This is a genomic window from Clostridium sp. MCC328, from assembly GCF_018785465.1.
GTDB lineage: Bacteria > Bacillota > Clostridia > Lachnospirales > Lachnospiraceae > Pilosibacter > Pilosibacter fragilis.
Genome location: NZ_WQPW01000016.1, coordinates 50,422 through 76,519 on the forward strand (window position 1 = coordinate 50,422; position 26,098 = coordinate 76,519).

19 protein-coding genes are annotated in these 26,098 nt (G+C 49.1%); 11 read left to right on the forward strand and 8 right to left on the reverse strand.

The window, feature by feature from the left end; translation table 11 throughout:
* Positions 1–48 precede the first annotated feature (48 nt).
* Entirely contained in the window at positions 49–1,941 is a 1,893-nt protein-coding gene (locus GPK83_RS02995; protein ID WP_120041049.1) for an alpha-amylase family glycosyl hydrolase, read from the forward strand.
* 156 nt (positions 1,942–2,097) lie between these two features.
* Here the strand turns inward: GPK83_RS02995 and GPK83_RS03000 are convergent, their stop codons facing one another.
* Positions 2,098–2,577, reverse strand: coding sequence for an S-ribosylhomocysteine lyase (locus tag GPK83_RS03000; protein ID WP_015552261.1), 480 nt, complete (start codon positions 2,575–2,577; stop codon positions 2,098–2,100).
* Between the two features lie 288 nt (positions 2,578–2,865).
* On the opposite strand from GPK83_RS03000, the gene GPK83_RS03005 reads away from it, so the two are divergent.
* The 3 genes from GPK83_RS03005 to larC all read left to right on the forward strand — a co-directional run bounded on the left by GPK83_RS03005 (position 2,866) and on the right by larC (position 6,335).
* Positions 2,866–3,759, forward strand: coding sequence for a fumarylacetoacetate hydrolase family protein (locus GPK83_RS03005; protein WP_117483808.1), 894 nt, complete (start codon positions 2,866–2,868; stop codon positions 3,757–3,759).
* Positions 3,760–4,024: 265 nt separating this feature from the next.
* Positions 4,025–4,810, forward strand: coding sequence for a nickel pincer cofactor biosynthesis protein LarB (larB, locus tag GPK83_RS03010; protein ID WP_117566889.1), 786 nt, complete (start codon positions 4,025–4,027; stop codon positions 4,808–4,810).
* A gap of 106 nt (positions 4,811–4,916) precedes the next feature.
* Positions 4,917–6,335 carry a nickel pincer cofactor biosynthesis protein LarC gene (larC, locus tag GPK83_RS03015; protein ID WP_120041051.1) on the forward strand — a complete coding sequence of 473 codons (1,419 nt, stop codon included), beginning with the start codon at positions 4,917–4,919 and terminating at the stop codon, positions 6,333–6,335.
* Positions 6,336–6,472: 137 nt separating this feature from the next.
* On the opposite strand, the gene GPK83_RS03020 is transcribed toward larC, so the two are convergent.
* The 5 genes from GPK83_RS03020 to GPK83_RS03040 form a co-directional block, all read right to left on the reverse strand.
* Positions 6,473–7,648, reverse strand: a complete 1,176-nt coding sequence (locus GPK83_RS03020; RefSeq protein ID WP_117483811.1) for a M20 family metallopeptidase — start codon at positions 7,646–7,648, stop codon at positions 6,473–6,475.
* Between the two features lie 3 nt (positions 7,649–7,651).
* On the reverse strand, positions 7,652–8,698 hold the full coding sequence (locus GPK83_RS03025) for a sodium/glutamate symporter (RefSeq protein WP_252196213.1): 1,047 nt from the start codon (positions 8,696–8,698) through the stop codon (positions 7,652–7,654).
* A gap of 157 nt (positions 8,699–8,855) precedes the next feature.
* Positions 8,856–10,187, reverse strand: a complete 1,332-nt coding sequence (locus GPK83_RS03030; RefSeq protein ID WP_215703968.1) for an IS4 family transposase — start codon at positions 10,185–10,187, stop codon at positions 8,856–8,858.
* Between the two features lie 12 nt (positions 10,188–10,199).
* Complete coding sequence (locus GPK83_RS03035) at positions 10,200–10,589, reverse strand: hypothetical protein (protein WP_252196214.1); 390 nt, start codon at positions 10,587–10,589, stop codon at positions 10,200–10,202.
* A gap of 45 nt (positions 10,590–10,634) precedes the next feature.
* Complete coding sequence (locus GPK83_RS03040; protein ID WP_015552267.1) at positions 10,635–11,363, reverse strand: creatininase family protein; 729 nt, start codon at positions 11,361–11,363, stop codon at positions 10,635–10,637.
* Positions 11,364–11,513: 150 nt separating this feature from the next.
* Here GPK83_RS03040 and GPK83_RS03045 point away from each other — a divergent pair, with 150 nt between their 5' ends.
* Positions 11,514–12,401, forward strand: a complete 888-nt coding sequence (locus GPK83_RS03045) for a LysR family transcriptional regulator (RefSeq protein WP_215703969.1) — start codon at positions 11,514–11,516, stop codon at positions 12,399–12,401.
* Positions 12,402–12,770: 369 nt separating this feature from the next.
* Here GPK83_RS03045 and GPK83_RS03050 read toward each other — a convergent pair whose 3' ends face one another.
* Together GPK83_RS03050 and GPK83_RS03055 are read right to left on the reverse strand one after the other, a co-directional pair.
* The gene (locus GPK83_RS03050) at positions 12,771–13,313 is read right to left on the reverse strand and encodes an NADH peroxidase (RefSeq protein ID WP_015552268.1); all 543 of its coding nucleotides are present in this window, start codon (positions 13,311–13,313) and stop codon (positions 12,771–12,773) included.
* Between the two features lie 201 nt (positions 13,314–13,514).
* Positions 13,515–13,916 carry a transcriptional repressor gene (locus GPK83_RS03055; RefSeq protein ID WP_215703970.1) on the reverse strand — a complete coding sequence of 134 codons (402 nt, stop codon included), beginning with the start codon at positions 13,914–13,916 and terminating at the stop codon, positions 13,515–13,517.
* A gap of 374 nt (positions 13,917–14,290) precedes the next feature.
* Between GPK83_RS03055 and GPK83_RS03060 the strand changes: the two genes are divergently transcribed.
* The 6 genes from GPK83_RS03060 to GPK83_RS03085 all read left to right on the forward strand — a co-directional run bounded on the left by GPK83_RS03060 (position 14,291) and on the right by GPK83_RS03085 (position 25,682).
* Complete coding sequence (locus GPK83_RS03060; protein WP_215703971.1) at positions 14,291–19,144, forward strand: cytidyltransferase-related domain protein; 4,854 nt, start codon at positions 14,291–14,293, stop codon at positions 19,142–19,144.
* A 152-nt stretch (positions 19,145–19,296) separates the two neighbouring features.
* Positions 19,297–20,559, forward strand: a complete 1,263-nt coding sequence (locus GPK83_RS03065) for a Malate/lactate dehydrogenase (protein ID WP_015552271.1) — start codon at positions 19,297–19,299, stop codon at positions 20,557–20,559.
* A 193-nt stretch (positions 20,560–20,752) separates the two neighbouring features.
* Positions 20,753–21,850 (forward strand): NAD(P)H-dependent oxidoreductase, encoded by a 1,098-nt coding sequence (locus GPK83_RS03070; RefSeq protein WP_117470540.1) that lies wholly within the window; start codon positions 20,753–20,755, stop codon positions 21,848–21,850.
* A gap of 219 nt (positions 21,851–22,069) precedes the next feature.
* Positions 22,070–23,119, forward strand: a complete 1,050-nt coding sequence (locus tag GPK83_RS03075) for a TAXI family TRAP transporter solute-binding subunit (RefSeq protein ID WP_117503722.1) — start codon at positions 22,070–22,072, stop codon at positions 23,117–23,119.
* A 35-nt stretch (positions 23,120–23,154) separates the two neighbouring features.
* Positions 23,155–23,616 carry a DUF1850 domain-containing protein gene (locus GPK83_RS17100; protein ID WP_158553043.1) on the forward strand — a complete coding sequence of 154 codons (462 nt, stop codon included), beginning with the start codon at positions 23,155–23,157 and terminating at the stop codon, positions 23,614–23,616.
* Positions 23,617–23,708: 92 nt separating this feature from the next.
* Positions 23,709–25,682: a TRAP transporter permease gene (locus tag GPK83_RS03085; protein ID WP_215703972.1), complete on the forward strand. Its 1,974-nt coding sequence runs from the start codon at positions 23,709–23,711 to the stop codon at positions 25,680–25,682.
* The last annotated feature ends 416 nt before the right edge of the window (positions 25,683–26,098 follow it).

The following is a 26,098-nucleotide window of genomic DNA, read 5'->3' on the forward strand; positions in this document are numbered from 1 at the left end:
GCTGAAATCAGTAAATAGAACATGTCGGGGAAAACGGGGGATTTTAGAATGGCAGAATATCGAAACAGAAACAGAATCCTGTATCCACTTGGTGTCACGCAGGAAGAGAACGGCGTCCACATCCTTGTACAGGGACGTGCCGGGGAGGTTCGGCTGCTCTTGTACAGGCCAGGAGAGAAAAAGCCATGCGAGGAGATCTCGTTTGATCCGAAATACCGGATGGGAGATGTGTGGGAGCTGGCGCTGGATCGGACAGATTTTGCATCATTTGAATATAATTTCATGATAGATGGAAAAATTGTGACAGATCCTAATGCGCGCGTCATCACAGGCCGGGAGAAATGGGCAGACCGGAAACGTGCCGGAAAACCGGTGCGTGGCAGGATACTGTCGGAGGAGTTTGACTGGGAGGATGATGTAAACCCGGAAACCCCTTATGCAGAAACGATCCTCTACAAACTCCATGTCAGGGGATTTACGGCGCATGCGTCCTCCGGGGTATCTGCCCGAGGAACGTATGCCGGTGTCATGGAGAAAATCCCATATTTAAAAGAACTCGGGATCACGGCGGTGGAGCTGATGCCGGTGACAGAGTTCGATGAGATCATGATGTCATCCTCCGGAAGCAGCTTCCATAACGCGAAACAGGAGCCGACAGGATACTTAAATTACTGGGGATATGGTCCGTCCTATCTCTACGCGGTGAAGACGGCGTATGCCTCCCGTGAGACAATGTCGGCGGAAGGTGAGTTCAAAACATTAGTCAAAGAATTGCATAAGGCCGGGATCGAGTGTATCCCGGAGATGTACTTTACAGGAAAAGAGCTTCCGGGGGAGATCCTTTCCGTGCTCCGGTACTGGGTGGAAGAGTATCATGTGGATGGTTTCCATCTGACCGGATTCCCGGATCTTTCTCTGGCAGCGGAGGATCCGTTTTTAAAGCGGACGAAGCTTTTTGCGGAAAACTGGAATGAGGTCATGAACCGCCGGCCGAAACAGGGCTATGTGACTCCGGGAGATGGCGCGGTATCGGTGGAGGAAAAGAATCTCGCGGAATACAATATGCAGTTCATGGAGGACATGCGCCGGTTCCTGAAGGGCGATGAGGGAATGTTGTCGGCCTTTGAGTTCCGGAACCGCAGAAACCCGGCGGAGTATGCTGTGATCGACTACATGGCGAACACCAACGGCTTTACGCTGATGGATACCGTCTCCTATGACCGGAAGCACAACGAAAAAAACGGCGAGGAGAACCGGGACGGAAGCGACTACAACTATTCCTGGAACTGCGGCGCGGAAGGTCCGACGAGAAAGAAAAAAATCGTGGAGCTGAGGAAACAGCTCTTAAAGAATGCGTATCTGCTCCTGTTTTTAAGTCAGGGTGTTCCGCTTCTCATGGCGGGCGACGAGTTCGGGAACAGTCAGGACGGAAACAACAACGCCTACTGTCAGGACAATGCGGTCTCCTGGTTAAACTGGAAGCTTCTGGAGACCCACAAGGATCAGGTAGACTTTGTGAAACGCCTCATTGCCTTCCGGAAAGCCCACAAGATGTTCCATATGGACCGGGAACCGCGGATCATGGATTATAAGTCCTGTGGACGACCGGATGTGTCCTATCACGGGGAAAACGCCTGGAAGCCGGAGTTTGAAAATTTCCGCCGCCAGTTCGGGATCCTCTACTGGGGTGCCTACGCGAAACGCCCGGACGGGAGTGATGACGCGAACTTCTATGTAGCCTATAACATGCACTGGGAGCCGCATATGTTTGGACTTCCGCATCTCCCGAAGGGAGCAAAGTGGCGTGTGATCTGCAATACGGGCGCCCCGGATGCGGCCGACCTTCCAACGGATGGAACCGGTAAAGTTCCGAAAAACCAGATGATGCTGGCGGTACCGCCGCGCGGGATCGTGATTCTTGAGAGCTTTTCGGAAAAATAGCTGAAAAAATCCCCATCACAGGTCAGAAGATAGAGACATCGGCCTGAAGGATGGGGATTTTGCATGATATAAGAAAATTACACATATTTGTTTTGTTCCTGTCGGGATCAGTGTCTGCCAGAATCTGCGCTTGTCGGAATCTGCGCCCGGTGTTGATTATTCCGGATAAACAAGCTGTTCCTCGCGGATATCCTCAAGTACCTCATCATAGAACTTTCCGGCAAGATATTTTGCCATCGGGAGGTTCATGTCAAGGTAGTTTCCGCAGTCGCGGGCAGCGGCACCCGGAACTTCACCTTCGTAATCGCGGATAAAGAGGAACATCTCCTGAAGCAGCGGGATGATGTCCGCAGACTCATAATCGCCGGAGAGAAGCAGGTAGAATCCGGTGCGACATCCCATCGGACCGAAGTAGAGAACTTTATCTTTGTAAAGACGATGATTTCTTAAGAAGGTTGCGCCGAGATGTTCGATCGTATGGACCTCGGCAGTGTTCATAACCGGCTCAAAGTTCGGACGGGTCATACGGATATCGAAGGTCGTAACATGGCTGTCTCCGGCAATGTCCCTTCGGGAAACATAAACACCGGGAATCAGTTTCAGATGATTGACAGTGAAGCTTGTGATCTTTTCCATAATCAGATACACCCTTTCGTGAGTTTTGCTGTTTGTTGTTGGACACAGGTTGGAATTTTCCGAACTGAAAATTCTGTACAATACAGAGGCAGATGCCGTCTGACTGTATCAACTTTTATTATAAAGGGGATACCGTGTGGTTACAAGATGAAATTTGTAAATTGTCAGTACCTGTTCAGCAGTTCTGCCCCTTCAATTGTCAATTTATTCTTGTCTCACTTTTTGATTTGTACTATAATAACGTGTAACGGGATTTTTGAACTGAAATATATCCCATAAGGAGCGGTTATGAAATTATTGGCATATGAAGTAGACAAAAGATCTTTTTTAGGTGTATTAAATGAGGATGAAACCTGGGTTTATCCGGTTTCTGCTGCGGGAATGGAATATCGGTCCATGAAGGACCTGATCCGTGAAGCGGGACCGTCTGAGATGGAAATGCTGGATTATATTTCAAAGAAAGCCCCGGGTGATGTTATGGGAGCGGCCCCGGTGGACGAGATCCGGGTCGTATCTCCGATCGCGGAGCCGGATCAGGATATTATCTGCCTGGGAATCAACTATATGGATCACGCGGAGGAATCTGCGAGATTTGAAAAACGTGCATTTGAGAAACCGGAGAAAGCGATCTATTTCTCAAAACGCGTGAACCGCACGAATGATCCCGATGGAATCATTCCGGCACATAAGAATCTGACAAATCAGCTGGATTATGAGGCAGAGCTTGCCGTTATTATCAAAAAAGACGCAAAAGACGTAAAACCTGGCGAAGTAAAGGACTATATTTTCGGCTATACGATCATGAATGATGTCAGCGCCAGAGAGGTGCAGACGGAACATAAGCAGTGGTATTTCGGAAAGAGTCTGGACGGATTTACACCGCTCGGCCCGTGTATTATGACTGCGGATACCACTGCGTTTCCACCGGTGTTAAAGATCCAGTCAAAGGTAAACGGAGAACTCCGCCAGAATTCCAATACAGGGCTCTTTATCCATGGAATCAAGGAAGTGATCTGTGAACTTACACAGGGCATGACATTAAAAGCAGGAACGATCATCGCAACAGGAACACCGGCAGGAGTCGGCATGGGATTCGTTCCGCCGAAATTCCTTGAGACCGGGGACGTTGTGGAGTGTATTATTGAAGGAATCGGTACACTTAGAAATACGGTCGGAGAATAAATGATCGGGCGGTATGCGATACAGGATATAGACATGGAGGAGCTGTGCCGCAAAAATAAGATAAGATCAGAATAGTTGCCATGAAGGGAGCAGAAAGCCGGTCAGAAGGACGGGCTGCTCTTTTCATGGCTTTTTGTTGCCGTGTACCGCGCACCTGGAATTCAAGGAAGCTTTCAGCGGCTGAAAATTCAGATGGAGGCAGACGGCTGCGCCGGTGCGGACATGAGCAGCGGCACTTTTTAGAAAAAGGAGAATTTTATTATACATGGAAGATATACGCGAAATGTTGAAAAAGGTAGCGGCGGGAGAGCTGTCTGTGGATAACGCTGTTCTGGAGCTGAAGAAAGAGCCGTTTACAGCAGCAGGATACGATGATCTGGGATTCGCGAAGCTGGATACCCACCGGAAGCTGCGTCAGGGTGCGGCGGAAGTGATCTACGGCGCGGGAAAAACTCCGGGACAGATCGCCGGAATCGTGGAGGCAATGAAAAAGCGGAAGCAGGAGACGATCCTGATCACGCGTGTTGACGAGGAAAAGAGCCGGGAGACGGAGCAGCTGTTGGCAGAACTGTATCCGACCGGCAGCGGATATCAATATTTTAAGGAAGCGAAGGTTGCGATCTGCGGAAGCTTCCCGGAAAAAGACGGCGTTGGGACGATCGTGGTGGCGACCGGCGGAACCAGTGATATTCCGGTTGCGGAGGAGGCGGCACTCACGGCGGAGGCTCTGGGGAATCAGGTGGAACGTCTTTATGACGTGGGTGTCGCGGGACTTCACCGCCTGATCTCCCACATGGACTCCATCATGAACGCCCGAGTGATCATCGCCATCGCGGGTATGGAAGGCGCTCTTGCCAGCGTCATCGGTGGTCTCGCCGACTGCCCGGTGATCGCGGTGCCGACCAGCATCGGATACGGCGCGTCCTTCGGCGGTGTATCAGCGCTGCTCTCCATGCTGAATTCCTGCGCCAGCGGTGTCAGTGTGGTGAATATCGATAACGGCTTTGGAGCCGGGTATCTGGCGAGCATGATGAACCATATGCGTGGATAAAAGCTTGAAAATCAGTCCGCGCTGCTGTGCAGCTGGAGGAAGATGCCAGCAGCGGGCGAAATGCAAGAAAATAATTTGCGTAATTTTTAAATGAGGTGGAACTGATATGAAAACATTATATTTTGACTGCGGAATGGGCGCTGCCGGAGATATGCTGATGGCATCTCTCTACGAAATCTGCCCGGATAAAGAGAAGTTTTTAAAGATGATGAATGGGATGGGGATTCCGGGGCTTTCCGTCGAAGCAGAACCGTCAGTAAAGTGTGGGATCACCGGGACGCATATGAAAGTGACGATCCATGGGGAAGAAGAGGAGAGTGTAGACGTCGACCTGCAGGGGCATGAGCATCACCACGATCATGATGAAGATCACCATCATACTCATGACCATGAAGACAGTCATCATACCCATGATCATCACCACGACCATGAAGGTGACCATCATGACCATAGCCATGAAGCACATCACCATTCCCATGAACTGGCAGAATTAGCAGCAGAGCAGACCATTCACGAGCACACCCACCCCCATGACCACGATCATGATTGCGGACATGACCATACCCACGATCATGGTCACACCCACCACCATCACGCCAGCATGGCGGGCATCTCTCACATTATCGAGCACTTAAACCTTCCGGAAGAGGTTAAAGCGGATGTTGTAGCCGTTTATCAGTTGATCGCCGAGGCGGAATCCCACGTCCATGGAAAGACTGTCGAGGAGATCCACTTTCACGAGGTCGGCACCGCCGACGCGATCGCGGACATCGCCGGAGTCTGCCTCTTAATGCACATGATCGCTCCGAAAAAGGTTATCGCATCCCCGATCCATGTCGGAAGCGGAAATGTCCATTGTGCCCACGGAATCCTTCCGGTTCCGGCACCTGCGACAGCCTTTATTTTACAGGGACTTCCGATTTACAGCGGAGTCATCAAAGGAGAACTCTGCACCCCGACCGGAGCGGCACTGTTAAAGCACTTTGTGACAGAATTTAAGGAAATGCCGGTCATGCGGACCTCAGCGATCGGTTACGGTATGGGAAAGAAAGACTTTGAACGTGCCAACTGTGTCCGTGTTCTCCTTGGTGAAACGGAGGAGACAGGAAGTGAAGTGGCAGAGCTCTCCTGTAATCTCGATGATATGACTCCGGAAGCCCTCGGCTTCGTTCAGGAGATCCTCTTTGCCGCAGGTGCCCTTGAGGTCTACACGATCCCGATCGGCATGAAGAAGAGCCGCCCGGGAATCCTTTTAACCTGCATGTGCCGCTGCAATGACAAAGAAAAGATGGTATCTCTGCTCTTTAAGCACACAACAACGCTTGGCATTCGTGAGAGTATCAGCAAACGCTATACCCTGACAAGAACCATGAAAGAACACGAGACCCCGTATGGCGTGGTCCATGAGAAGGTTTCTGAAGGCTACGGCGTATGCCGCGGAAAACTGGAGTACGAAGACCTTGCAAAGATCGCGAGAGAGCAGGGGATGTCGTTAGAGGATGCGAAAAAACTGATTGGTAAATAGAATATAATAAGACGAAGAAGAGCAACCCTGGCGGATCGCTCTTCTTCGTCTATAGGGGTATCAGGTAAAGTCCGGATAATTCTGAACTTCTGGCGTACACCCGTGCCCCGGAGGAAGGAGGGGTATGAGATGGTATGTCAATGCAGGTATCTCAGCGCAAGTCCTGCGAAAACGGATGCACCGGAGGTAATTGCCTGTTCATCAAATACGATTCCGGCATTGTGCAGTGGGCGGGAAGATGCCGGATCATCATTTCTTGTTCCAATCCGGAACATAGCGCCCGGAACTTTTTCAAGGTATCTGGAGAAATCCTCAGATCCCATGGATGGAGTGGCGAGAGTGACTACATGGTCAGCGCCGAGTTCTTCAGTAGCCGCCTGCTCAATGAGATCCACAACATGGTTGTCGCAGACAACGGCAGGGACGCCTTTCTGGTAAACAATGTCGCATTCTCCCCCCATGGCTGCAGCGCCGTGGGAAACGATCTGCCGGATCTTTTCTTCCATCAGGGCACGGGTCTCGTTGCTGACAGTGCGCACAGTTCCTTCCATAACGACTTCGTCAGGAATAATGTTGGCTGCAGTACCGCCGGTGATCTTTCCGATGGTGAGGACTGCTGAATCGAGAGGTGCGATTGTTCTCGAAATAATGGTCTGTAACTCCGTTAGAATGTATGCGGATGTCATGACCGGATCGATGCTCTTGTGGGGGTGTGCGCCGTGTCCGCCTTTTCCGCGGATCGTGAGCTTTACTGTGTCAGAGGAAGCCATAAAGGAGCCGCGGCGGATGCCGATGGTTCCCGCCGGAATGTCCGGCCAGCAATGAAGACCGACAGCGAAATCCGGGTGATAATTTTCAAAAACGCCGGAATCAATAACCATCTGAGATCCGCTTAAGCGTTCTTCGGCAGGCTGGAACAGGAACAGAACCGTTCCTTTAAGTTCATCGCGAAGGGAAGTTAAAACCCGTGCAGCCAACAGTAGGGCGGTCGTATGGATGTCATGTCCGCAACTGTGGCAGACTCCGGTATTTTCTGAAGTAAAGGGAAGTCCTGATTTTTCGACCATCGGAAGTGCATCAATGTCGGCACGGAGAAGAATGGTATGTCCATTCTCCCCGCCTTTTAAAATACCGAGAACACCAGATTTAAACGGGATATCGGAAATTTCAATGCCATATTTGAGAAGCTGCTGACTTATGAATTCCGTTGTGTTTTTTTCCTCCATGGACAGCTCCGGATGGCGGTGGATATGACGCCGGATCTCGAGGGCATCACTTGTATATTGTTGGATCAGTTCGTTTACTTTACTCATAACTTATGCCTTCTTTACAGTGCGTCCAAATAATACGGTGCCGACGATCAGAAATGCGACGAGGAATCCAGCGGTTCCGAGAGTCGTGAGCAGCGGGCTGGAGAGGATCAGCATAGGGCCGATCGTGTTATACGGCTGCTGCCAGAAGGAACCGAGAGTACTGGAACCGGAAACACTCTCTGCGGCAAGTGTATCACCGTTCGGGTCAAGAACCTTGATTAAGAGAAGACCGGTAGCCAGACTTCCTGTACACTGTCCGTAAGCGCCCATTGCCATTTCAAACCAGTCCTTTCCATACCACTTCTTGGCAAGAATGATACAGATGACCGCTGTGAGAATGGTGATTGCGATAGAAGTAACGAGGATTGGAACCAGGAAGGAAGCCAGAACACTTAATTTGATGGTCGCAACATTCATAGCGATTACGTATTCAAGAGCGACACCGGAAATACGTTTCATGCTTCCACGGTCAATATACTGGCTATATTTTGTCTTGCTTAAAGCAATACCAATAATCGCACCCATGATCAGGCACATGGTGTAGAGCGGGATTTTGCTCCAGAACGGGAATACTTTAATGATCGCCTCGCGGAGAATATGGGAAATTGCAATAATTGTTCCGACAATCATCATCTGGAATGCCAGAGGATCGATAACGGAGGAACTGGAAATTGCAGTTGCCATGGATTTGCGCTCTTCCTTCGGTACGATACCGGTGATATCTTTCTGGTCGAGGTTGACGGAACTCATTTGCTTTCTTGTATAACCTTTTTTAGCGCCCCAGTTGATAATCCACATACCGCCGATCACCGCCATGAACATACCGATGGTTGCGTATGTCAGAGCGATACCGGTAGCGTCCTCCCAGCCTTCAGTAGCGAAGCAGCCGCCCATGATACCGGCAGAACCGTGTCCGCCATAGAAACCGGATACCGGAAGGAATCCCATTGCGTAAGGAACATTGCTCATGAACTTGGAGAGGAGAAAAGCGATTCCAAGTCCTGCGAGAACCTGTGCCATAAATACAGCGCCAGTTACACACAACATCATAAACTTAAGATTAGATATTACACATTTATATTATCCTGCTAAAAACTCATTTCAAAAGAGCAGATTAAAACGAAGAGAAATCTTCACAGAGCTCCTTCTGTATACTTTAACAACTTAAAAATGCCCATAATCTCCCTTTAAACGGAGAATGGGCATTTTAAAAGCTACTCTTTTGATTGTTTTTATATTTATTTGAGATGTTTTTTCTACGCTCTTTTCCAGGTAGTTCCCTTATGGGAAGTACATAGCGCTCCATTTCTTCCTGTAGTTCTCCAAGTTTTTTGATCCGCTTCTTTTCCTCCGGCTCCAAAAGGATTTTTAGCATAGTCTCTTTGAAAAGACCGATGGCTACATTTTCATTGGTATGCATGGGATATTTATTCCTGTTTTCTCGTCCTGCTGCTGCGGTCTCTTCGTCCGCACTGTTTCGAATGTCCTGAACCATGTTATATACTAAAACCTGCGCCCAAAAATCCTGGTGCACATATACTGTGGCTTTCCCTGTTACACTTTCAAATTTCATTTTGTTTTTTAGAGTATTGTATTTTTTCTCAATTTCCCATCTTTGGTAATATAAATCCGCTAATTCTTCTGCGGTAATTGTATCCGGAAGATCTGTCATCAGCGCAAGTTCATTCCCGGAGGGAAGAGTCAATTTTGATATTCTTACCAGCGTGCTCCCTTTCTTTTGCATCTGTTCATATCGTTCCGGATGTTTTTTTCGTATTTTTTGTAGGCGTGCAGATGAATGTTTTAAAATGACTTTTTCATCTGCCGACTGCATCCGTTTACGTTCTGCCATATAATCGTTGGATGAAAGACGGATCAGATAATGAATCCCTTCCGTTTCCAGAAAGTCAATAAACTCTAAGGAAGGATAACCGCGGTCAAAAACTGCAACAACCGGCTTCCTGATTCCCATTTTTTTTAATTGTTTTAAGTTTCTTTTTGCCAGTTCGTTTTCACTGATGCAAATATGTTCAATTTCAATATCCAGGTAAAAATGATTCAAAACATCATACATTCCGCTTACCAGTGCCCGTACCTGCCCTTTCCCGGAATGCTGGTTGCCGCTGTTTCCAAATGCTTCCCTGTTATCCTTTGAGTTTGGAACTTCCGCCTTGCTCCCATCAATCGCGATTAACAAATATCCTTTCCACAGTCTGGGTTCGTCAGAACGATAAAAATCCATAAGATATTTACGATTCAGATAGGGAAAAATTTCCGGATTTAGACGTTTTCTCTGTTGTAGATATCCCTGGACAGATAACTGCATAGACAAGTCTCCTTTTTCTTTGAAATAGTTTCTAAGTTCAAATGTCGTGGTAAGCCCCTTTTTTGAAAGACAGCATAGCAACATGTCTTTTAGGGGCATTTTTCGCTTTCTCGAAAAAGCATGTTTTCCATTCTGTCTCGCATATTTTGCAATTTCCGGATCAGATAATAATGCAGAAAACTTTTGAAATCTTGTTTTATAAGATTTAATCATATACACCCCTGCCTATATTTTAACACAATGAAAGGAACCTGCGAACAGATTCCTTTCCATTTTTTCCTTAAGTTTATGATGTTGAGTTACACAGGTGGTAGAAAGTACATCACGTCCGAATTTTCCGGTGGAAGTTCCAAGGAACGATGTCGTAAAGATAAATGCGAACAGGAAATTTGTCCACTGTGAAATCCACTGGCTGAAGTGTAGGTGGATCGGGGAGAACTGTCCGAGGACCTGAGGACCGAGGAGCAGTCCTAAAATACCTGCGATTAAAGAAGTTGGAATATAGTATTTGTAAAAGAATGGTATTTTCTGACGGATCAGAAAGCCCACAAAAAGCAGCGTACTGATAGTCGAAATATCGATTAAAACAGTTGTTAGAGTCATGGTTTCTGCCATAGTAGTATCCCCCTTGTAAGGTAAGGCGTGTGATTTTGGGTAAGCTTAGAATTTTTTCTCCATATAGGAAACGATTCGGTCTACACAGCGGGTGACAATCTTTTCACCTTTTTCTTTTGTAGCGACGGTAGCATCGCCGATGGTTCCGTTCGGTGTTTTCTCAGTGAATCTCTGGAAACCAATGAAATCCGGGAATTCGCTCGCCGGAAGCGGTTCTACTCTGGAGAGTTCGTCCATGTCTACTAATTCCGGGAAAAGGTACATAAATACGGATGTGCCGCACTCACTTGCGTGTCCGTGAGCCATCTGGCCGCTGTACTGGAAGATATCACTTCCGTTTGCATTTGTAAATCTCCACCAGTCGATCTGGACGAGCTTGATATCATGCTCATTCATATATTTCTTACCGATGTAGTTTACAGTATCAACATTTCCTGCATGACCTGTGATGAAAACGAAATTCTTGGCCCCGTCTTTGATCAGTTTTCCGACAAGCCAGTCAAGCCAGTCTTCCAGGATCTTTCTTGGCATTGCGAATGTGCATGGGAAAGAAGCGAGTGCGGAGGATTCGCCGGCTTCAATCGTCGGAGCAATCAGCGCACCGGTCTTTTCAGCCACAAGTTCAGCAATTCTTTTAGCTGCGATCAGGTCACTTCCCATTGGGAGCTGCGGTCCATAGATCTCACATGCACCAGTCGGGATGATGACGGTTGGGTTCTCGGCAAGGCGCTTCATATATTGCTTTCCACTCATTTTTCTGATATAATTTGTCATAAATTCAGTCTCCTTTACAAATACATATGTTTTCACTTGCAAACCGGCCGGCTTTCGATGAAATTATTGTAGCATCAGAGTGCACAAAATGGAAATGAAAGAAAAGTGTCGCGTTATGCAAAAAAAAGTTTGTCTAACGGAGGTGGAAGTTTGAATTTAGACAATGTAAAATGCTTTATCAGTCTGGCGGAATGCCTGAATTTTACGAAAGCTGCTGAAAAAGAGCACATGACGCAGACATCCATGAGCCGGAAGATTAGTGGACTTGAGGAAGAACTCGGGGTACGGCTCTTTTATCGCGACAATCATCAGGTAATTCTTACAGATGCGGGAAGTGAGTTCTATGTTCAGGCGCAGAAACTTCTGGATGTTTATGAATCGACGGTGCGGTTGGTGCAGAATGTGGAGCAGGGATATGCGAGATCATTGAAAATTGGTGTTGGAATCTATGAAGATGAGCTTTTAGATACATTTCTTGGCCAGTATGTTATGGCACATCCGGATGTGCGGATTACCTGTCTGCAGTATAGTTATCGGGAATTGCTGAAACGGTTTGAGCAGGGACTGCTCGATATTATTGTGACAAGTGATCAGTTCCTGTCGGGATATCCGGTGGAAAATGTTGACATGGAGTTGATTTATGATAAGCCATGGAAGATTATTTTGAATCGTGAACATCCGTTGGCAGAACGAACTGCTGTAACATCGGAAGATCTGAAGAATGAGATTATGATCACCATGTACGAGGGAAGTGTTTCACAGATTGCGGATCATTTCCGAACAGCGTTTAAATTCAGGGATATCATTCATGTGAATTCTTATAATACAAAGCTTATGATGGTCAACGCAAATCTCGGATTTGGACTTGTACCGGCATTTGTGCGTCTGGTGCGATATGAGAAAATTAAGATGAAAGAATTTGCTCCGCCGTATATCTCCAGATGTTTTTATGCCTTATGCCATAAAGAGAACCAAAATGGACATGTGAGGGAATTCTTTGAAGATTATGTGAAATATGCGCAAGAAGAACGCGATTAGAAAGTGACCAAATAGTTCAATCGACATCCGTCGACTTATATGGTAAAATTATCCTGTAATGGAGCGGAAAGCGGGGATGCGTTTCTGATGTCTGGTGCCCTCTGATCGTAAAGGGGGTGATGGCGTATGAATACAATGGAAGTCCTAACATTATTACTAGTTATATTTTCAGCATTGTCATACATCGATAACCATAGAGACAAAAAGAACTAGCATCCTACCTACCACAGTAACTTGCTAGTTCTTTTTATACTATAACATACTGAGGGCATCGAACGTATATCCGAGTACCTTTCTGACTTCATTATAACTGGAGCGGCCTGAAAAAACAAGCCGCTCCAGTTTAATTTTAACTATTTTCTTCAAAAATTAGCCGAAATATCTCTTTAAGAGACCAGCAAATGCCTTACCATGTCTAGCCTCGTCTCTTGCCATCTCGTGAACGGTGTCATGGATCGCATCAAGACCAGCAGCTTTTGCTCTCTTAGCGAGGTCTGTCTTACCGGCAGTAGCGCCGTTCTCAGCCTCAACTCTCATCTCGAGGTTCTTCTTTGTGCTGTCTGTAACAACTTCGCCGAGGAGCTCTGCGAATTTAGCAGCGTGCTCAGCTTCTTCGTAAGCTGCCTTCTCCCAGTAAAGACCGATCTCCGGATAACCTTCTCTGTGAGCAACTCTTGCCATAGCGAGGTACATACCAACCTCAGAACATTCACCCTGGAAATTAGCTCTTAAATCAGCAAGGATATCTTCGCTAACGCCCTGTGCAACACCAACTACATGCTCAGCAGCCCAGTTCATCTCGCCGCTCTGCTCAACGAATTTGGAAGCCGGTGCGCCGCACTGCGGACATTTCTCCGGAGCAGCCTCGCCCTCGTATACATAACCACATACAGAACATACAAATTTCTTCATAGTATTTTTCTCCTTTTTAAAATTTTATCAGGGGTCAGGGATCTTGAAATATAGAGATCCCTGATCAATTGACGGTTGTAATATGGATCACAGTTCTTTTGAAAGATAGTCACTGACGGATCGTAATCCGGTCAGTTGATCTAAATAATAGTAACTGTTATCGTTATTATATTCTAATTGACAACGAATGTCAATAGAATTTTAAACTTTTTCGTTTTTCTTTTTCAGGCAGTCCTCGCATTCACCGTAAAAGAAAACCGTGTGGGAATCAACCCGTCCCGGGAACGGAGCGGTGAGAAGGTCCGAAGTGTCACAGACCAGATCCAGAGGCATATCGATGATCGCCCCGCAGGCCTTGCACACAAAGTGGTAATGGGGATCGATATTATAATCGAAATGTTCCGATCCGTCTCCGCTGGAAAAACGCTGGATCTCGCCCATATCTGCCAGAAGATTTAAGTTGCGGTATACAGTTCCCAGACTGATCTTCGGGTAATCTTTGCTGATCGTCACATAGACGGCATCCGCGGTAGGATGATCCTTGCGGTTTTTCAGACATTCCCGGATAGATTCACGCTGGCGGCTGAATTTTAATGCTTTCATGGTGCACCTCCTTTCCGGAGTGTAGAGATCAAATAAACAATAATAATGATAATTGTTACTGAAATAATACCATCAGATACATCAACTGTCAAGTGCAAAGTGACAGATTCTTTTACCAGCCGCGGTTCGAGTATGATGTGAAAAGAAACGATCCAAGCACGATCTGAAAAGAAAAATCATCGGTGCACGATCTGAAAAGAAAATTTCTTGAAAACACCTCAGGAAATGTTTATACTGGTCTTATAATTGTGGACAGCCGGAAAACTCTCCCCAGCCCGTCCGATGTTCCCGGATTAATCCGGAAACCGATACAGCGGCAGGACAGAAATTTCCGCGCAGCCCGCCCTTAACATCCTCGAAACGGAGGTATATCCATGTATAACAGACACATCCGCCACCTTGTGACAGAGCTTGGAAACCGTCTGTCAGACAAAGAATTTTTAAAAAAGATCGGTCTCAGCCGCCGCAGCATGCAGCAGCTCTTTGATAAAGACCGCTGGGAAGTGATCTTCGAGAAGGCATTCCCGGTAACAAGACGTTTTTCCTGCGCGGAGATTCTGGAATTCTGCCGCGTAGATATGGAAAAACTCAGCAATGAACCGGAGGAGGGATGGCTTTCCTTCGCTTATAAATATTCGACCCACATTCTGTACCCGGATGCGGATTTCGCTGTGTCCGCAGCTCCTTATGCGCCGTCTGCGCTCTATTTCCTGAATGTTCTCCAGTACTTCTTTGATGAAGAACGGAAGGTTCTGCCGTTCGATCCATATGATGATTTCCGCTTTCTGACAGAAGAAGAATATGCCGGTTTTGAGCGTGCCGGTGAGTATGCCCACTTTATCCGTGAGTTCCGTGATCAGTACATATACGAGATGATGCGGTTAAACCGTGAGGCGACCCCGTTCGAGACGCTGGGACATATCGCGGGTGTCCACTATGTTGCGATGGTGGCAGCCCGGGGGCTTTATGAGGCGGGGGTGCCAATTGACCTGGCGTTGGCGTCGGGCGCAGCAGCGGGACATGACCTCGGAAAATTTGGCTGTAAGCCGGATGAGCGGGTTCCGTACCTTCACTATTTTTATACGAACCAGTGGTTTACCGCCTACAATATGGAAGGAATCGGCCACATCGCCGCGAACCATTCCACCTGGGATCTGGAGCTCGACAATATCTCTGTGGAGTCCCTGGTTCTGATTTACGCCGATTTCCGCGTAAAACAGATGCGCGGCGAGGATGGCCGCGAGATCACGAAGATCTACACGTTAAAAGATTCCTTTGATGTGATCCTGTCAAAGCTTGACAATGTGGATGAGGCAAAACGGAACCGCTACCGTGTCGTCTACTCCCGCCTCTACGAATTCGAGCGTTACATGCGTTCCAAAGGCGTGGATGTGGATCTGACAGGAAACCCGGATCCGGCGGAGCAGCCGGTAGATATTGTCGTACAGACCGGAAAACAGGTGGTCCGCTCCTTCGTATTCTGGGGAATCGAGCATAACATCGACGTGATGCATCGTCTCGGAACCGAGCGCCAGTTCGGAAATATCCTGGAGGCGGCGAGAAGCGAAAAAGACTGGAAGAATGTCCGCGCGTACTTAAATATGTTCAACGAATATTCGATCCACCTGAACCACCGCCAGAAAGAGCAGACCATCAGCTTCCTGTATGAGCTCCTCTTAAACCGCGAGGGCGATATCCGGAGACAGGCGGCGGCGCTCATCGGAAAAATGTTCGCAGATTTCAACGCCGGATACCGGAAAGAGCTGCCGAAAAATATGCCGGATCCGGACGCTAAGACGGCACTGACGCTCTGGGAGGAGTATCTTGGACAGCTCATATGCCCGGATTATCGCCTGACACTGCAGCAGAAGAACCGAATTCAGAATTCTCTGAAATTTGTCATGGTATCCGCCATGGAACGGAGTTCGGAGAAGGTCCGGGAAGAGCTGTTCGAAGTCTTCATGAAGTGGTTTGACGGACACCACCGCCTTGTGGGTGATCCGGTATTCTACCTATTAGACTGTATATTCTCCCTGCCTCTGGATCTTTGCAGCAAGGGGAGTCGTCTGGAACGTTTGATCTGCTTTGCCATCAGCCATATGGACGACCCGGATGAGAAGGTGCAGATCGCGGCCGTCCGCGTCTTAAAGGTTCTGACCCAGGCGGTGCCGCCGGAAAGCGCCTGCTACGAGATCGTCTGCGACGCGGCGCACCGGATCAATCCGAGGACGATCACGCTGCTGTTTTTACAGTACCGGATCTATACGAACCTGCGCCTGGACACCACTGCCCAACGGGAAGTTCTCTATGGACACGATGTGGTCAGCGATATCTTCCTTGAAAACTTAAAATCCGCGACCCCGTGGATCTTGAAGTCCGTAAATATCAAGCTTCTTGCGGATCAGGTCGATCACGGAAAGAGGGATCACCTGCTCCACATCTGCGCGCACTTTTCGAACCTTATTAAGGTCAGCGAGCAGGTCGGTGTCCGCCATGACGCGGGCCGCGCGCTCCTGCGTCTTGCCCATTTGCTGGCAACAGACCAGAGAAACGAGATCGCGGTGGAACTCTTAAAGGGACTGGAAGTGGGAGAGTACGAGTTCTCCAAATACATTCCGGAATACCTCGGCGAGTTCGCCTTATGGCTGCCGCCGGAACAGCTTGATGACATGATCGAGCGACTGCACATCCTGCTGGCGAACGGAAATGAACGGATCGTGTCCGTTGCCCTCGATACGTTAGGAGTCCTTTTGGAGTGCTATTCGCGGTATACCGTCCGTTTCCATGAGTCCGAGGAAGTATCGGAAGAACGCCGCATGAAGCTTCTCGGCCTGATTTTAAGCTGTCTTGCAAACTACCGGGAGCAGGTCCGTCAGGAAGCACTGCTTGTCATCGGACAGCATATTTTCGGCTCCCAGATCCTTGCGGAGCGGGACAAGAGCAGAATGTTCTCCCTTTGCGCAAAGAAACTCCTGTTCCTGTTAAATGAGAATAAGGGCGGCGAGCTGAGTCTCTACTACCGTGCCGCGACCCTGTCCCATATCGACCGTTTTATCGCCCACTACCAGTTGTTCGGCGGTCTGGTGGAGACCAGGACGCGGGAGAAGATCGCATTTTTCCCGGGAACCTTTGACCCGTTTACCTTATCCCACAAGGAGATCGCAAAGAAGATCCAGGAGCTCGGATTTACCGTATTTCTTGCCATTGATGAGTTTTCCTGGTCGAAGAAGACCCAGCCGCATCTGGTGCGCCGACAGATCGTAAACATGTCCATCGCGGATGAGTTTTATGTTCATCTGTTCCCGGACAACACGCCGGTCAACATCGCGAACCCGGCGGATCTGCGCCGCCTGAGGGAGATGTTCCCGACGGAAGAACTCTATATCGTTGTGGGATCCGACGTGATCCACAACGCGAGCTCCTACAAGAAGGATCCGGAGGAGAATTCCATCCATTCCTTCAACCACATCGTCTTCCGGCGCCCTGGTGAGGCACATCCGACGGAGGTTTACGAGCAGATCACCGGAAAAGTCGTGCAGTTGGAGCTCCCGCAGGAGCTGGAGGATATCAGCTCCACGAAGATCCGTGAAAATATTGATAACCACCGCGATATTTCCAGCCTCATCGACCCGGTAGTCCAAGAATACATTTACCACAAGGGCATGTACCTGCGCGAGCCGGAATTCAAGCCGATCTTACGGGCGAAAGCTATCGCCTTCGAGAACGCGGCGGGCAGGGACCGTGAGGTACTGGACGAGCTTGGAAACACCGTTCTCTACGGACATCCGGACGCCCAGGCGATCCTGACAAAGATCCAGGTGGAGAATGACCGCCTGCTGATCTTAAGAAATACCGTGGAAGGTGAGCGCCCGGCGGGCTTTGTGAGCTACCGGGAGATCGGAAACGAGGATCTGTTCGGCGTCTTAAAGGACATGGAGCTGGCAAACCTGGTCCGCGGAAAGAGCAGCCGGGAGATCCTTCTGATCACAGGCATCTATGCGAGAGAGGACGGCACCGGGGACAGCGGGGTGATCCGCGATGCCCCGCAGCAGCTTCTCGTTGAAGTGCTGGCGAAAGAGTTGGAGAAAAACTACAGTTTCGCATTGTTTGTCGCGGAGCGCGGCACAGCGACGAAAGAGGTCGTGTACGTGCTGGAGAGACAGGGCTTTATCCGTCCGCATATGGCGGACGAGAACGACAAGCGGACGATCTACATGGTCGACATGCATGAGCCGTTAATGTTCCTGCATAACCTGGATACTACGATCAAGGAGCCGTTTGCCAGCAATCCGGCGGTTCTGGATGCTGTGGAGAAAAACCACAAAAAGCTTCAGATCGCTATGACGAAGCTGTATCCGGGAAATCTTGTACTGTCCTTGTCATCCGGCATCATGTATCATCGTCTTGTGGACCGGATCACGGCGCTCAACGATGTTCCGAGAGAGCCGCTGGTGCCGAGAAGACTCGGAAAGAACATGTGCGTTCCGTTCGGTAAGATCCTGCGTGGAAAGGTTGTGCCGAATACGGTGACGAAGACGCTGCATACCGATAAGGTCTATGAGCCGGATCTGAACAGCTTTACGATCGAGCCGTTCCCGTACTACTCACCGTTAAAAAGCCAGATCGAGACCATCAAGTCCTTCGATCGGCCGGTGATCCTGGTGGATGACCTCGTCCACACGGCGAACCGGCTCCAGGTGCTCGTTCCGCAGCTCAGGGAAGACGGGATCCCCATCAAGAAGGTCGTCGTGGGCGTCCTGTCCGGCTACGGCCGCGACCTGATGCAGTGCCTGAAGGTGCCGGTGGAGAGCATCTACTCGATGCCGAACCTGCGCCAGTGGTTCGTGGAGTCTACACTGTATCCGTTTATCGGTGGCGATACCGTGCGCCGTGAGGAGATGAAGGTTGCGGGACTTCAGCCGTCCATCAACATGATTCTGCCCTACGCGACGCCGAGACTTTCCGGCTGCAGCCGGGAGGCGCTTGTGGAGTTCTCGGCCTGCTGTATCGAGAATTCCAGGGATCTTTTCCAGGTCCTTGAAGCGGAATACCGGAAAATGTACGCGAAAAACCTTACCCTTTCACGCCTCTCCGAGGCCGTCATCCTGCCGCTCTGCCCGGATAAGGGAAGCTGTATGGAGTATGATGAGAACCTGGCGGCGTCAGTATATCTGGAGAATGATCTGGAGACGCTGTGGAGGATGAAAGAGTTTCTGATCAAGGGATAAAATGCTGAACGCCGTCTGGAATTTCGAGAGGCTGAGGGCTTAAAAGGAAGATCTGCGATAATCGTGGGCTGTGTATCAAAGCCGTAAGGTCGGCAGACCTGAATGGCTTTGGTGCATGGCAGTAAAATATGGAAATCAGGGGGAATGAAATTATGGTAACCTATTATAAAATCGGAGACATGTTTTGCGCGTCCGCGCACGGTGATCTGCCATATGAGAAAACAGAGAAACCGGCAGCAGGAACAAAGCTCACCTGGCTCTTTACCGGCGGACCTGGCAGCCGCCGCGCCTCATTTCTTGTAAACCATCCGGCAGAACTCTTCATGGAGAAAGAGGATGTCAGCTGGTTAAACACAAACAGATTAAATGCGTCCGCATACGACGGACAGACCAGGGAACTCCCGGCGGATCTCCTCGCGCAGCTCGATGCCGGAACACTCCGCGCGGTAAACGCGTCCCACCCGAAATTTGAGGAGATCCTGGCATATAAGCCGAAAGAGGGCAAAAAGCGTGTCCATGTTCTGGCGATCGGCGATGTGGGCAGCATGCTCTTAACAGGTCTCCATCTTCTCGGCGGAGATGTGATCTCCTCCATCGGAATCTGTGATATCTCCGACAAGGTGACTGCCCGCTGGGAGTTTGAGGAGAACCAGATCGCCTATCCGTGGGACTATGACGCGATGCCGGAGGTGGACGTTGTGGACCAGGATCACCTCTTTGACTGTGATGTGTTCGTATTCGTGGCCTCAAAGGGAATCCCGCCGGTCGGTTCCGGTGTCAAGGATGTCCGCATGTACCAGTTCGAGAACAACTCAAAGATCATCGGACATTACGCGAAGATGGCGAGAGAAAAGAACTTTAAGGGCTTATTCTGCGCCGTCTCCGATCCGGTGGACCCGCTTGCGAAGACCGCGTTCCTTGAGAGCAACAAGAATGAGGCAGGAGAGTACGACTGGATGGGGCTTCTCCCGGAGCAGATACAGGGATTCGGCCTCGGTGTTATGAATGCGAGAGCTGCATATTATGCAAAACGTGATCCGAGGTTTAAGCAGTTTTTGACGGAAGGCCGTTCCTTCGGACCGCACGGACAGGATCTCGTTATCGCGGATTCCATCGAAAACTACAACGATGAGCTCTCAAAAGAACTGACAAACCTCACCGTCACCGCAAACCTCCACATGCGCGCCATCGGCTACAAACCGTTCGTTGCCCCGGCGTTCTCATCCGGCGCGATCTCGATCCTGATGACGCTCAGAAAGCAGTGGCACTGCGGTTCCGTGTTTCTCGGCGGCGTTTACATGGGCGTGAAGAACCGCTATACAGAACAGGGCCTCGAGACGGAGGCACTGGCGCTGCCGGACGCTTTGTATGAGAGGATCGTGTTCGCGGCTGAAAATCTTGCGAAGATCGTGTAGAGGTTGTTTCTGCGGCGAAGGCTAGAATATAGAAAAATGCTGATCTGATTTGTCCCGGCAGGTTTCCCGTATGTCGGGGAGAACTGCCGGGATTTTTATACGTGCCGTGTTGAGGATGGAAAGCCGTTGTTATAAAAATATCAGTGATCATGTATATTGAGTGAAGCAGATTTATCAGGGAGAGTGATACATCATGGAGAGTGACAGATTGTTAGTTCTATATCCGCAAAAACGAGGCCCGGAGAAAGAACGGTCGCGTATGGACGAGGTTTTGAGGGCGGCGCTTGACGGGATCGATACCGAGATCGTGGAAGATATGGAAATTTTGGAGCAGGATCCCTTCAAATATCGTGGACGCAGACTCCTGTTTGCAGTTCCACTTGGGAGAAATGGCATCAACCGCGGTTACTACGAAGTTCTCGCCTGGCTGCGGGGCGGTGACCAGGTCCTCGCGGGGGCGACTGCTGGGATGATCATCGACGCGGAGAGCGAATTCTACACGAAAGCGACGGCAAGAGAGCTTGCGGTGGCGGCAAACCGCGCCGGATGTGCCTTTGTCGGCCGCCCGCTGGTGGAAGGAACCGCCTCCCTCGATAACTACCTGATCCAGGCTGCCAATATGAACACCGATCGGTTCGGCGCTTATAAAAAGAGCGCTGCGATCCTGGCACATCAAATTCTGGAAGAAACATGGCAGCCGAAAGAAGAATCGCACCTTCTGGTCCTTCACGCCTCAAACCACAGGACCTCCAATACCCTGGCGATTTGGCAGAAAGTAAAGGAGTGCCTGGATGAACGGATCAGGATTCAGGAGATCAACCTGCGAAACGGCACTCTCGTGGACTGTTCGGGATGTCCATACCAGATGTGCCTGCACTTTGGTGAGCAGGGAAAATGCTTCTACGGCGGAGCCATGGTGGAAAATATCTACCCGGCGGTCAAGTGGGCTGACGCGATCCTGCTCCTCTGTCCAAACTACAACGATGCCCTGTCCGCGAATATGACGGCGTTTATCAACCGCCTGACAGCCCTGTTCCGGACCACACGGTTCTACGACAAAGCCCTGTTCGGAATTATCGTATCCGGCTATTCCGGCAGTGACCTTCTCGCTGGGCAGCTCGTAACAGCCCTCAATATGAACAAGACCTTCTACCTCCCGGGCAATTTCTGCATGATGGAGACAGCCAACAACGCCGGTGCTGCCATGAAGCTTCCGGGTATCGAAGACAGGATCAAGGAATTTAGCGAAAAAATGACGCATATACTGATAAAAGAGACACAAAATAGCTGATACAATTTTTGAATTTCAAGCAATTGTGCGTCAAAACTTTACATCACGGAAGTGAACAACTGCAATTATGAGAAAAGCAACGAATAGCTGAAAGATTTCAGACGTTTACAAAAATTACTAATATTTGTTGCAAAAGTAACAATAGAGATGTATAATATGTTCGTAAGCTTCCTTTGCTGAAACATTGTGCAAAGGAACAGAAAAAGGAGGTAGAAAGATATGAGAAAGAGATTTTCCGCAGCAATGGCACTCGCATTATCCTGTGCAATGGTACTGACCGCTTGTTCCGGCGGCAGCAAACCGGCAGAGACCACAGCCGCAGCAGCAGCCGACACTACCGCGGCAGCAGCTGAAACAACAGCAGCCGCAGCAGCAGCCCCGAGTGGTGATGCCCAGAAGTTAACAATGGGTACTGGCGGAACCACCGGTACATATTACGCATTCGGTGGTGTAATCGCGAATGTATTAAACAGCAAAGACATCGGAGTGAACATTAACGTTCAGTCTACTGGTGCTTCCAAAGCAAATATCTACCTTGTAAACGACGGTGAAGCAGACCTCGCGATCGTACAGAACGACGTTATGGATTATGCTTACAACGGAACTGACCTCTTCGCAGAAGAAGGCGCAGCAAAAGATTTCACAACAGTTGCAGCCCTCTACGCTGAGGTTTGCCAGATCGTATCCTCCGGCGATATCAAATCTGTCGCTGACTTAAAGGGCAAGAGAGTATCCGTTGGTGACGCAGGCTCTGGTGTTGAGTTCAACGCACGTCAGATCCTCGAGGCTTATGACATCTCCTTCGATGATATCCAGGTCAACAACCTCGGATTCGGTGATTCCGCAGATGCGTTAAAAGACGGCAAGATCGATGCTTTCTTCTGTACAGCAGGCGCACCGACAACAGCGATCGTAGAGCTCGCTACAACAAACGCGATCAACCTTCTTGAGATCGATGACGAGCATGCGAAGAAGCTTGCGGATGCACATCCGTTCTACACAACATACGCAATCCCGGGCGGCTCCTATAAGGGCGTTGACGATGATGTTCAGACAGTTGCTATCAAAGCTACTCTGATCGCATCCCCGAAGCTTTCCGAAGAAACAGTTTATAACCTCACAAAGGCTATTTTCGATAACAAAGATGAGATCGCTTCCACACATGCAAAGGGCGAAGAGCTTGATCTCGAATATGCGGTTTCCGGTATTTCTGTTCCGTTCCATCCGGGTGCTGAGAAGTACTTCAAGGAAGTAGGAGCAATCAAGTAATTACCTTGAAAAACAGGAAAGTAAGATTCTTTACAGTGGCAGCAATAATCACGGCAATTATTGCTGCCACTCTTGCCTATACCTTACGAAGCGGAGACTATCTGGTCCTGAGGAACGGAGACACAAACGCAGAATATGCCCGCTTCCGGGTAAAAGAGGGGGATGAGTTTTCTGTAACGTTCATCCACTCGGTAAATAAGTATCCGTTGACGGACGTTTACGAGATCCGCGACCACAAGATCTACGTGATCCGCACGATCTACAATAATTTCGGTGCGGGCGTGCAGACAGAGATCGAGGATGGGCAGACGCTTACGTATGATGAAAACGGGGAGATGGTTGTTTCCGGGTTTGACAAGGAAATGCCGTATCTCTCATATATTGTGGGTACGGTCTCGGACCACACACTCACACTTCACGGAAAAGAAATCAGTTTGAGGGATCTCTGCGGACGAAACAGCAAAGTAGAGTTCTCCTGTGAACATAAAGGATTCTAAGCGTTAAAAGAGTTTCGGACATATCCGGCGCCTGTTTGTATAGGGGGTATACAGGGGCAGCGCCGGAAACGAAATATAAAGGAGGGATTGGTATGGCAGAGAAAGACAACATGAAAGTCAACACATCTCCGGTGGCTGATGTGGAGACCGGTACCGCCGAAGATGTCGAAGCCATCATGAAAAAGTACGACCGTGAATCGAATACCCGAATCTGGGAAGGCACCCCGAAGCAGGTCATTCGTTTCCTTCTGGCAGCGTTTTCAGTTTTAATGCTCTATATGAACCTGTTTGCAAACTGGGATGAGCGTGTAAGACGTTCCCTGTTTGTCGGTTTTGTAATTATCCTTTCATTCCTGGTATATCCGATGAAAAAGGGAAGCTCAAAAAAGAATTCCGTTCCGATCTACGATATTATCCTTATGGTACTCGGAGCCGGTGCTTACTTCTATTTCGTATTTAACTTTAAAACAATTATCGGCCACGCGACACGAATCAGCCAGACAGAGGTTATCGTTGGCGTGATCGGTATCCTGATCTTAGCAGAAACATGCCGCCGCGTTGTAGGTATTCCGATCCTCTGTGTGGCGACATTCTTTGTGGGTTACGCGTTTTATAACGGACTTGGACAGGGCAGAGCCTTCGCGGTAGTCTTAAAGTCCATCGTTTACAACCTGTTCTATACGACGAGTGGTGTTATCGGTACTCCGATTGGTGTCTGCTCCACGTATATCGCACTGTTTATCCTGTTCGGCGCTTTCCTTGAGGCGACCGGTATTTCTGAATTCTTTATCCAGCTGGCAAACTCTCTGGCAGGCGCTTCCACAGGCGGACCGGCAAAGGTAGCGGTTATCTCCTCTGCTCTCTGCGGTATGGTATCCGGAAGCTCCGTTGGTAATACAGTAACGACCGGTTCCGTAACGATCCCGTTAATGAAGAAGACCGGTTATCAGGGTGAATTCGCAGGTGCCGTTGAGGCAGCTTCCTCCACCGGTGGACAGATCATGCCGCCGATCATGGGCGCCGCCGCATTCTTAATGGCTGAGATGGTAGGCGTTCAGTACGGCGAGATCGCGATGAGAGCGATCTTCCCGGCACTCCTCTACTTCACAGGTATCTTCATTACTGTACACCTTGAGGCAAAGAGACTTGGCTTAAAGGGTATCCCGAAGGATGAGCTTCCGAAATTCGGACCGTTATTTGTCCGTCAGGGTTATCTTCTTATTCCGTTAGTTGCCCTTGTTGCAATGGTTATGATGGGCTACACGATGTCCCGTGCAGCGATCATCGCTACCGCCCTTGCAATCCTTGTCAGCATGCCGAATAAAGAAACAAGAATGAACCCGACAAGATTCATCAACGCGTTGGAGGCAGGCGGTAAGAATACACTTTCCGTAGCTGTTGCCTGCGGCGTTGCCGGAATCATCGCCGGTGTCGTAACAATGACCGGTCTTGGACAGCTCCTGATCTCCGCAATTGTCGGCGTTGCCGGTGACCGCGTGATCGTAGCATTATTCCTTACTATGTTAACCTGTATCGTTCTTGGTATGGGCGTTCCGACAACTGCAAACTACATCATTATGGCTACCACATGTGCACCGATCCTCGTAAACGGTATGGGAATCAACAAGATCGCTGCCAACATGTTCGTATTCTACTTCGGTATCGTAGCAGATATCACACCGCCGGTTGCTCTTGCAGCTTACGCAGGATCCGCGATCGCGAAATCCAACCCGATGAAGACCGCGTTAAACGCATCCCGTCTTGCGATCGCAGCGTTCATCGTACCGTATATCTTCGCGTTTAACCCGGCAATGTTATTTATCGATACAGGCGTTCTCGGTGTTGTAACGATCATCGTAACATCCCTGATCGGTCTGTTCGGCGTTGCAGCCGGTCTTGAAGGCTATATGTTCGCGAACCTGAATGTGATCGAGAGACTCTTATCCATCGTCGGAGGTCTCTGCCTGATCATTCCGGGAACCGTGACAGACCTTGTCGGTATCGTCCTTGTTGGTGTCTCCGCGGCACTGCAGATGATGAAAAAGAAGAAAGCGGCTGTGGCATAGAAGAAATGGATGAAAGTTATATCGGAGTATATTGCAAAGGAAATTTGCATATGATATAATGGCTAAGAAAGAAATAGAACATAGTTCAAATTTACACAAAATGAAACCCCTCAGAGCGGCATCTCTGAGGGGTTTCTTCTCGTTTTATGTAGTTGAGCATCTACAGGTTAGTTACCGATCCAGTTTACTGTCTAACCATTTGATGATGTAGTGACACACCACACCAGCCATGACAGCAACTATAAAAGAAAAAACATAATCCAAATTTACACCTCCTTTCTGTCACCAGATTGGAGTGGGTAACGAGACGAGTATATCATAGGCAGGAGAAAATTGATAGTTACTCCAGTATAAAACAGAGATAAAAAATAGACTTTTGTGAGGAATATTTGTGTATGAGGAGATCCCTGTTTTCA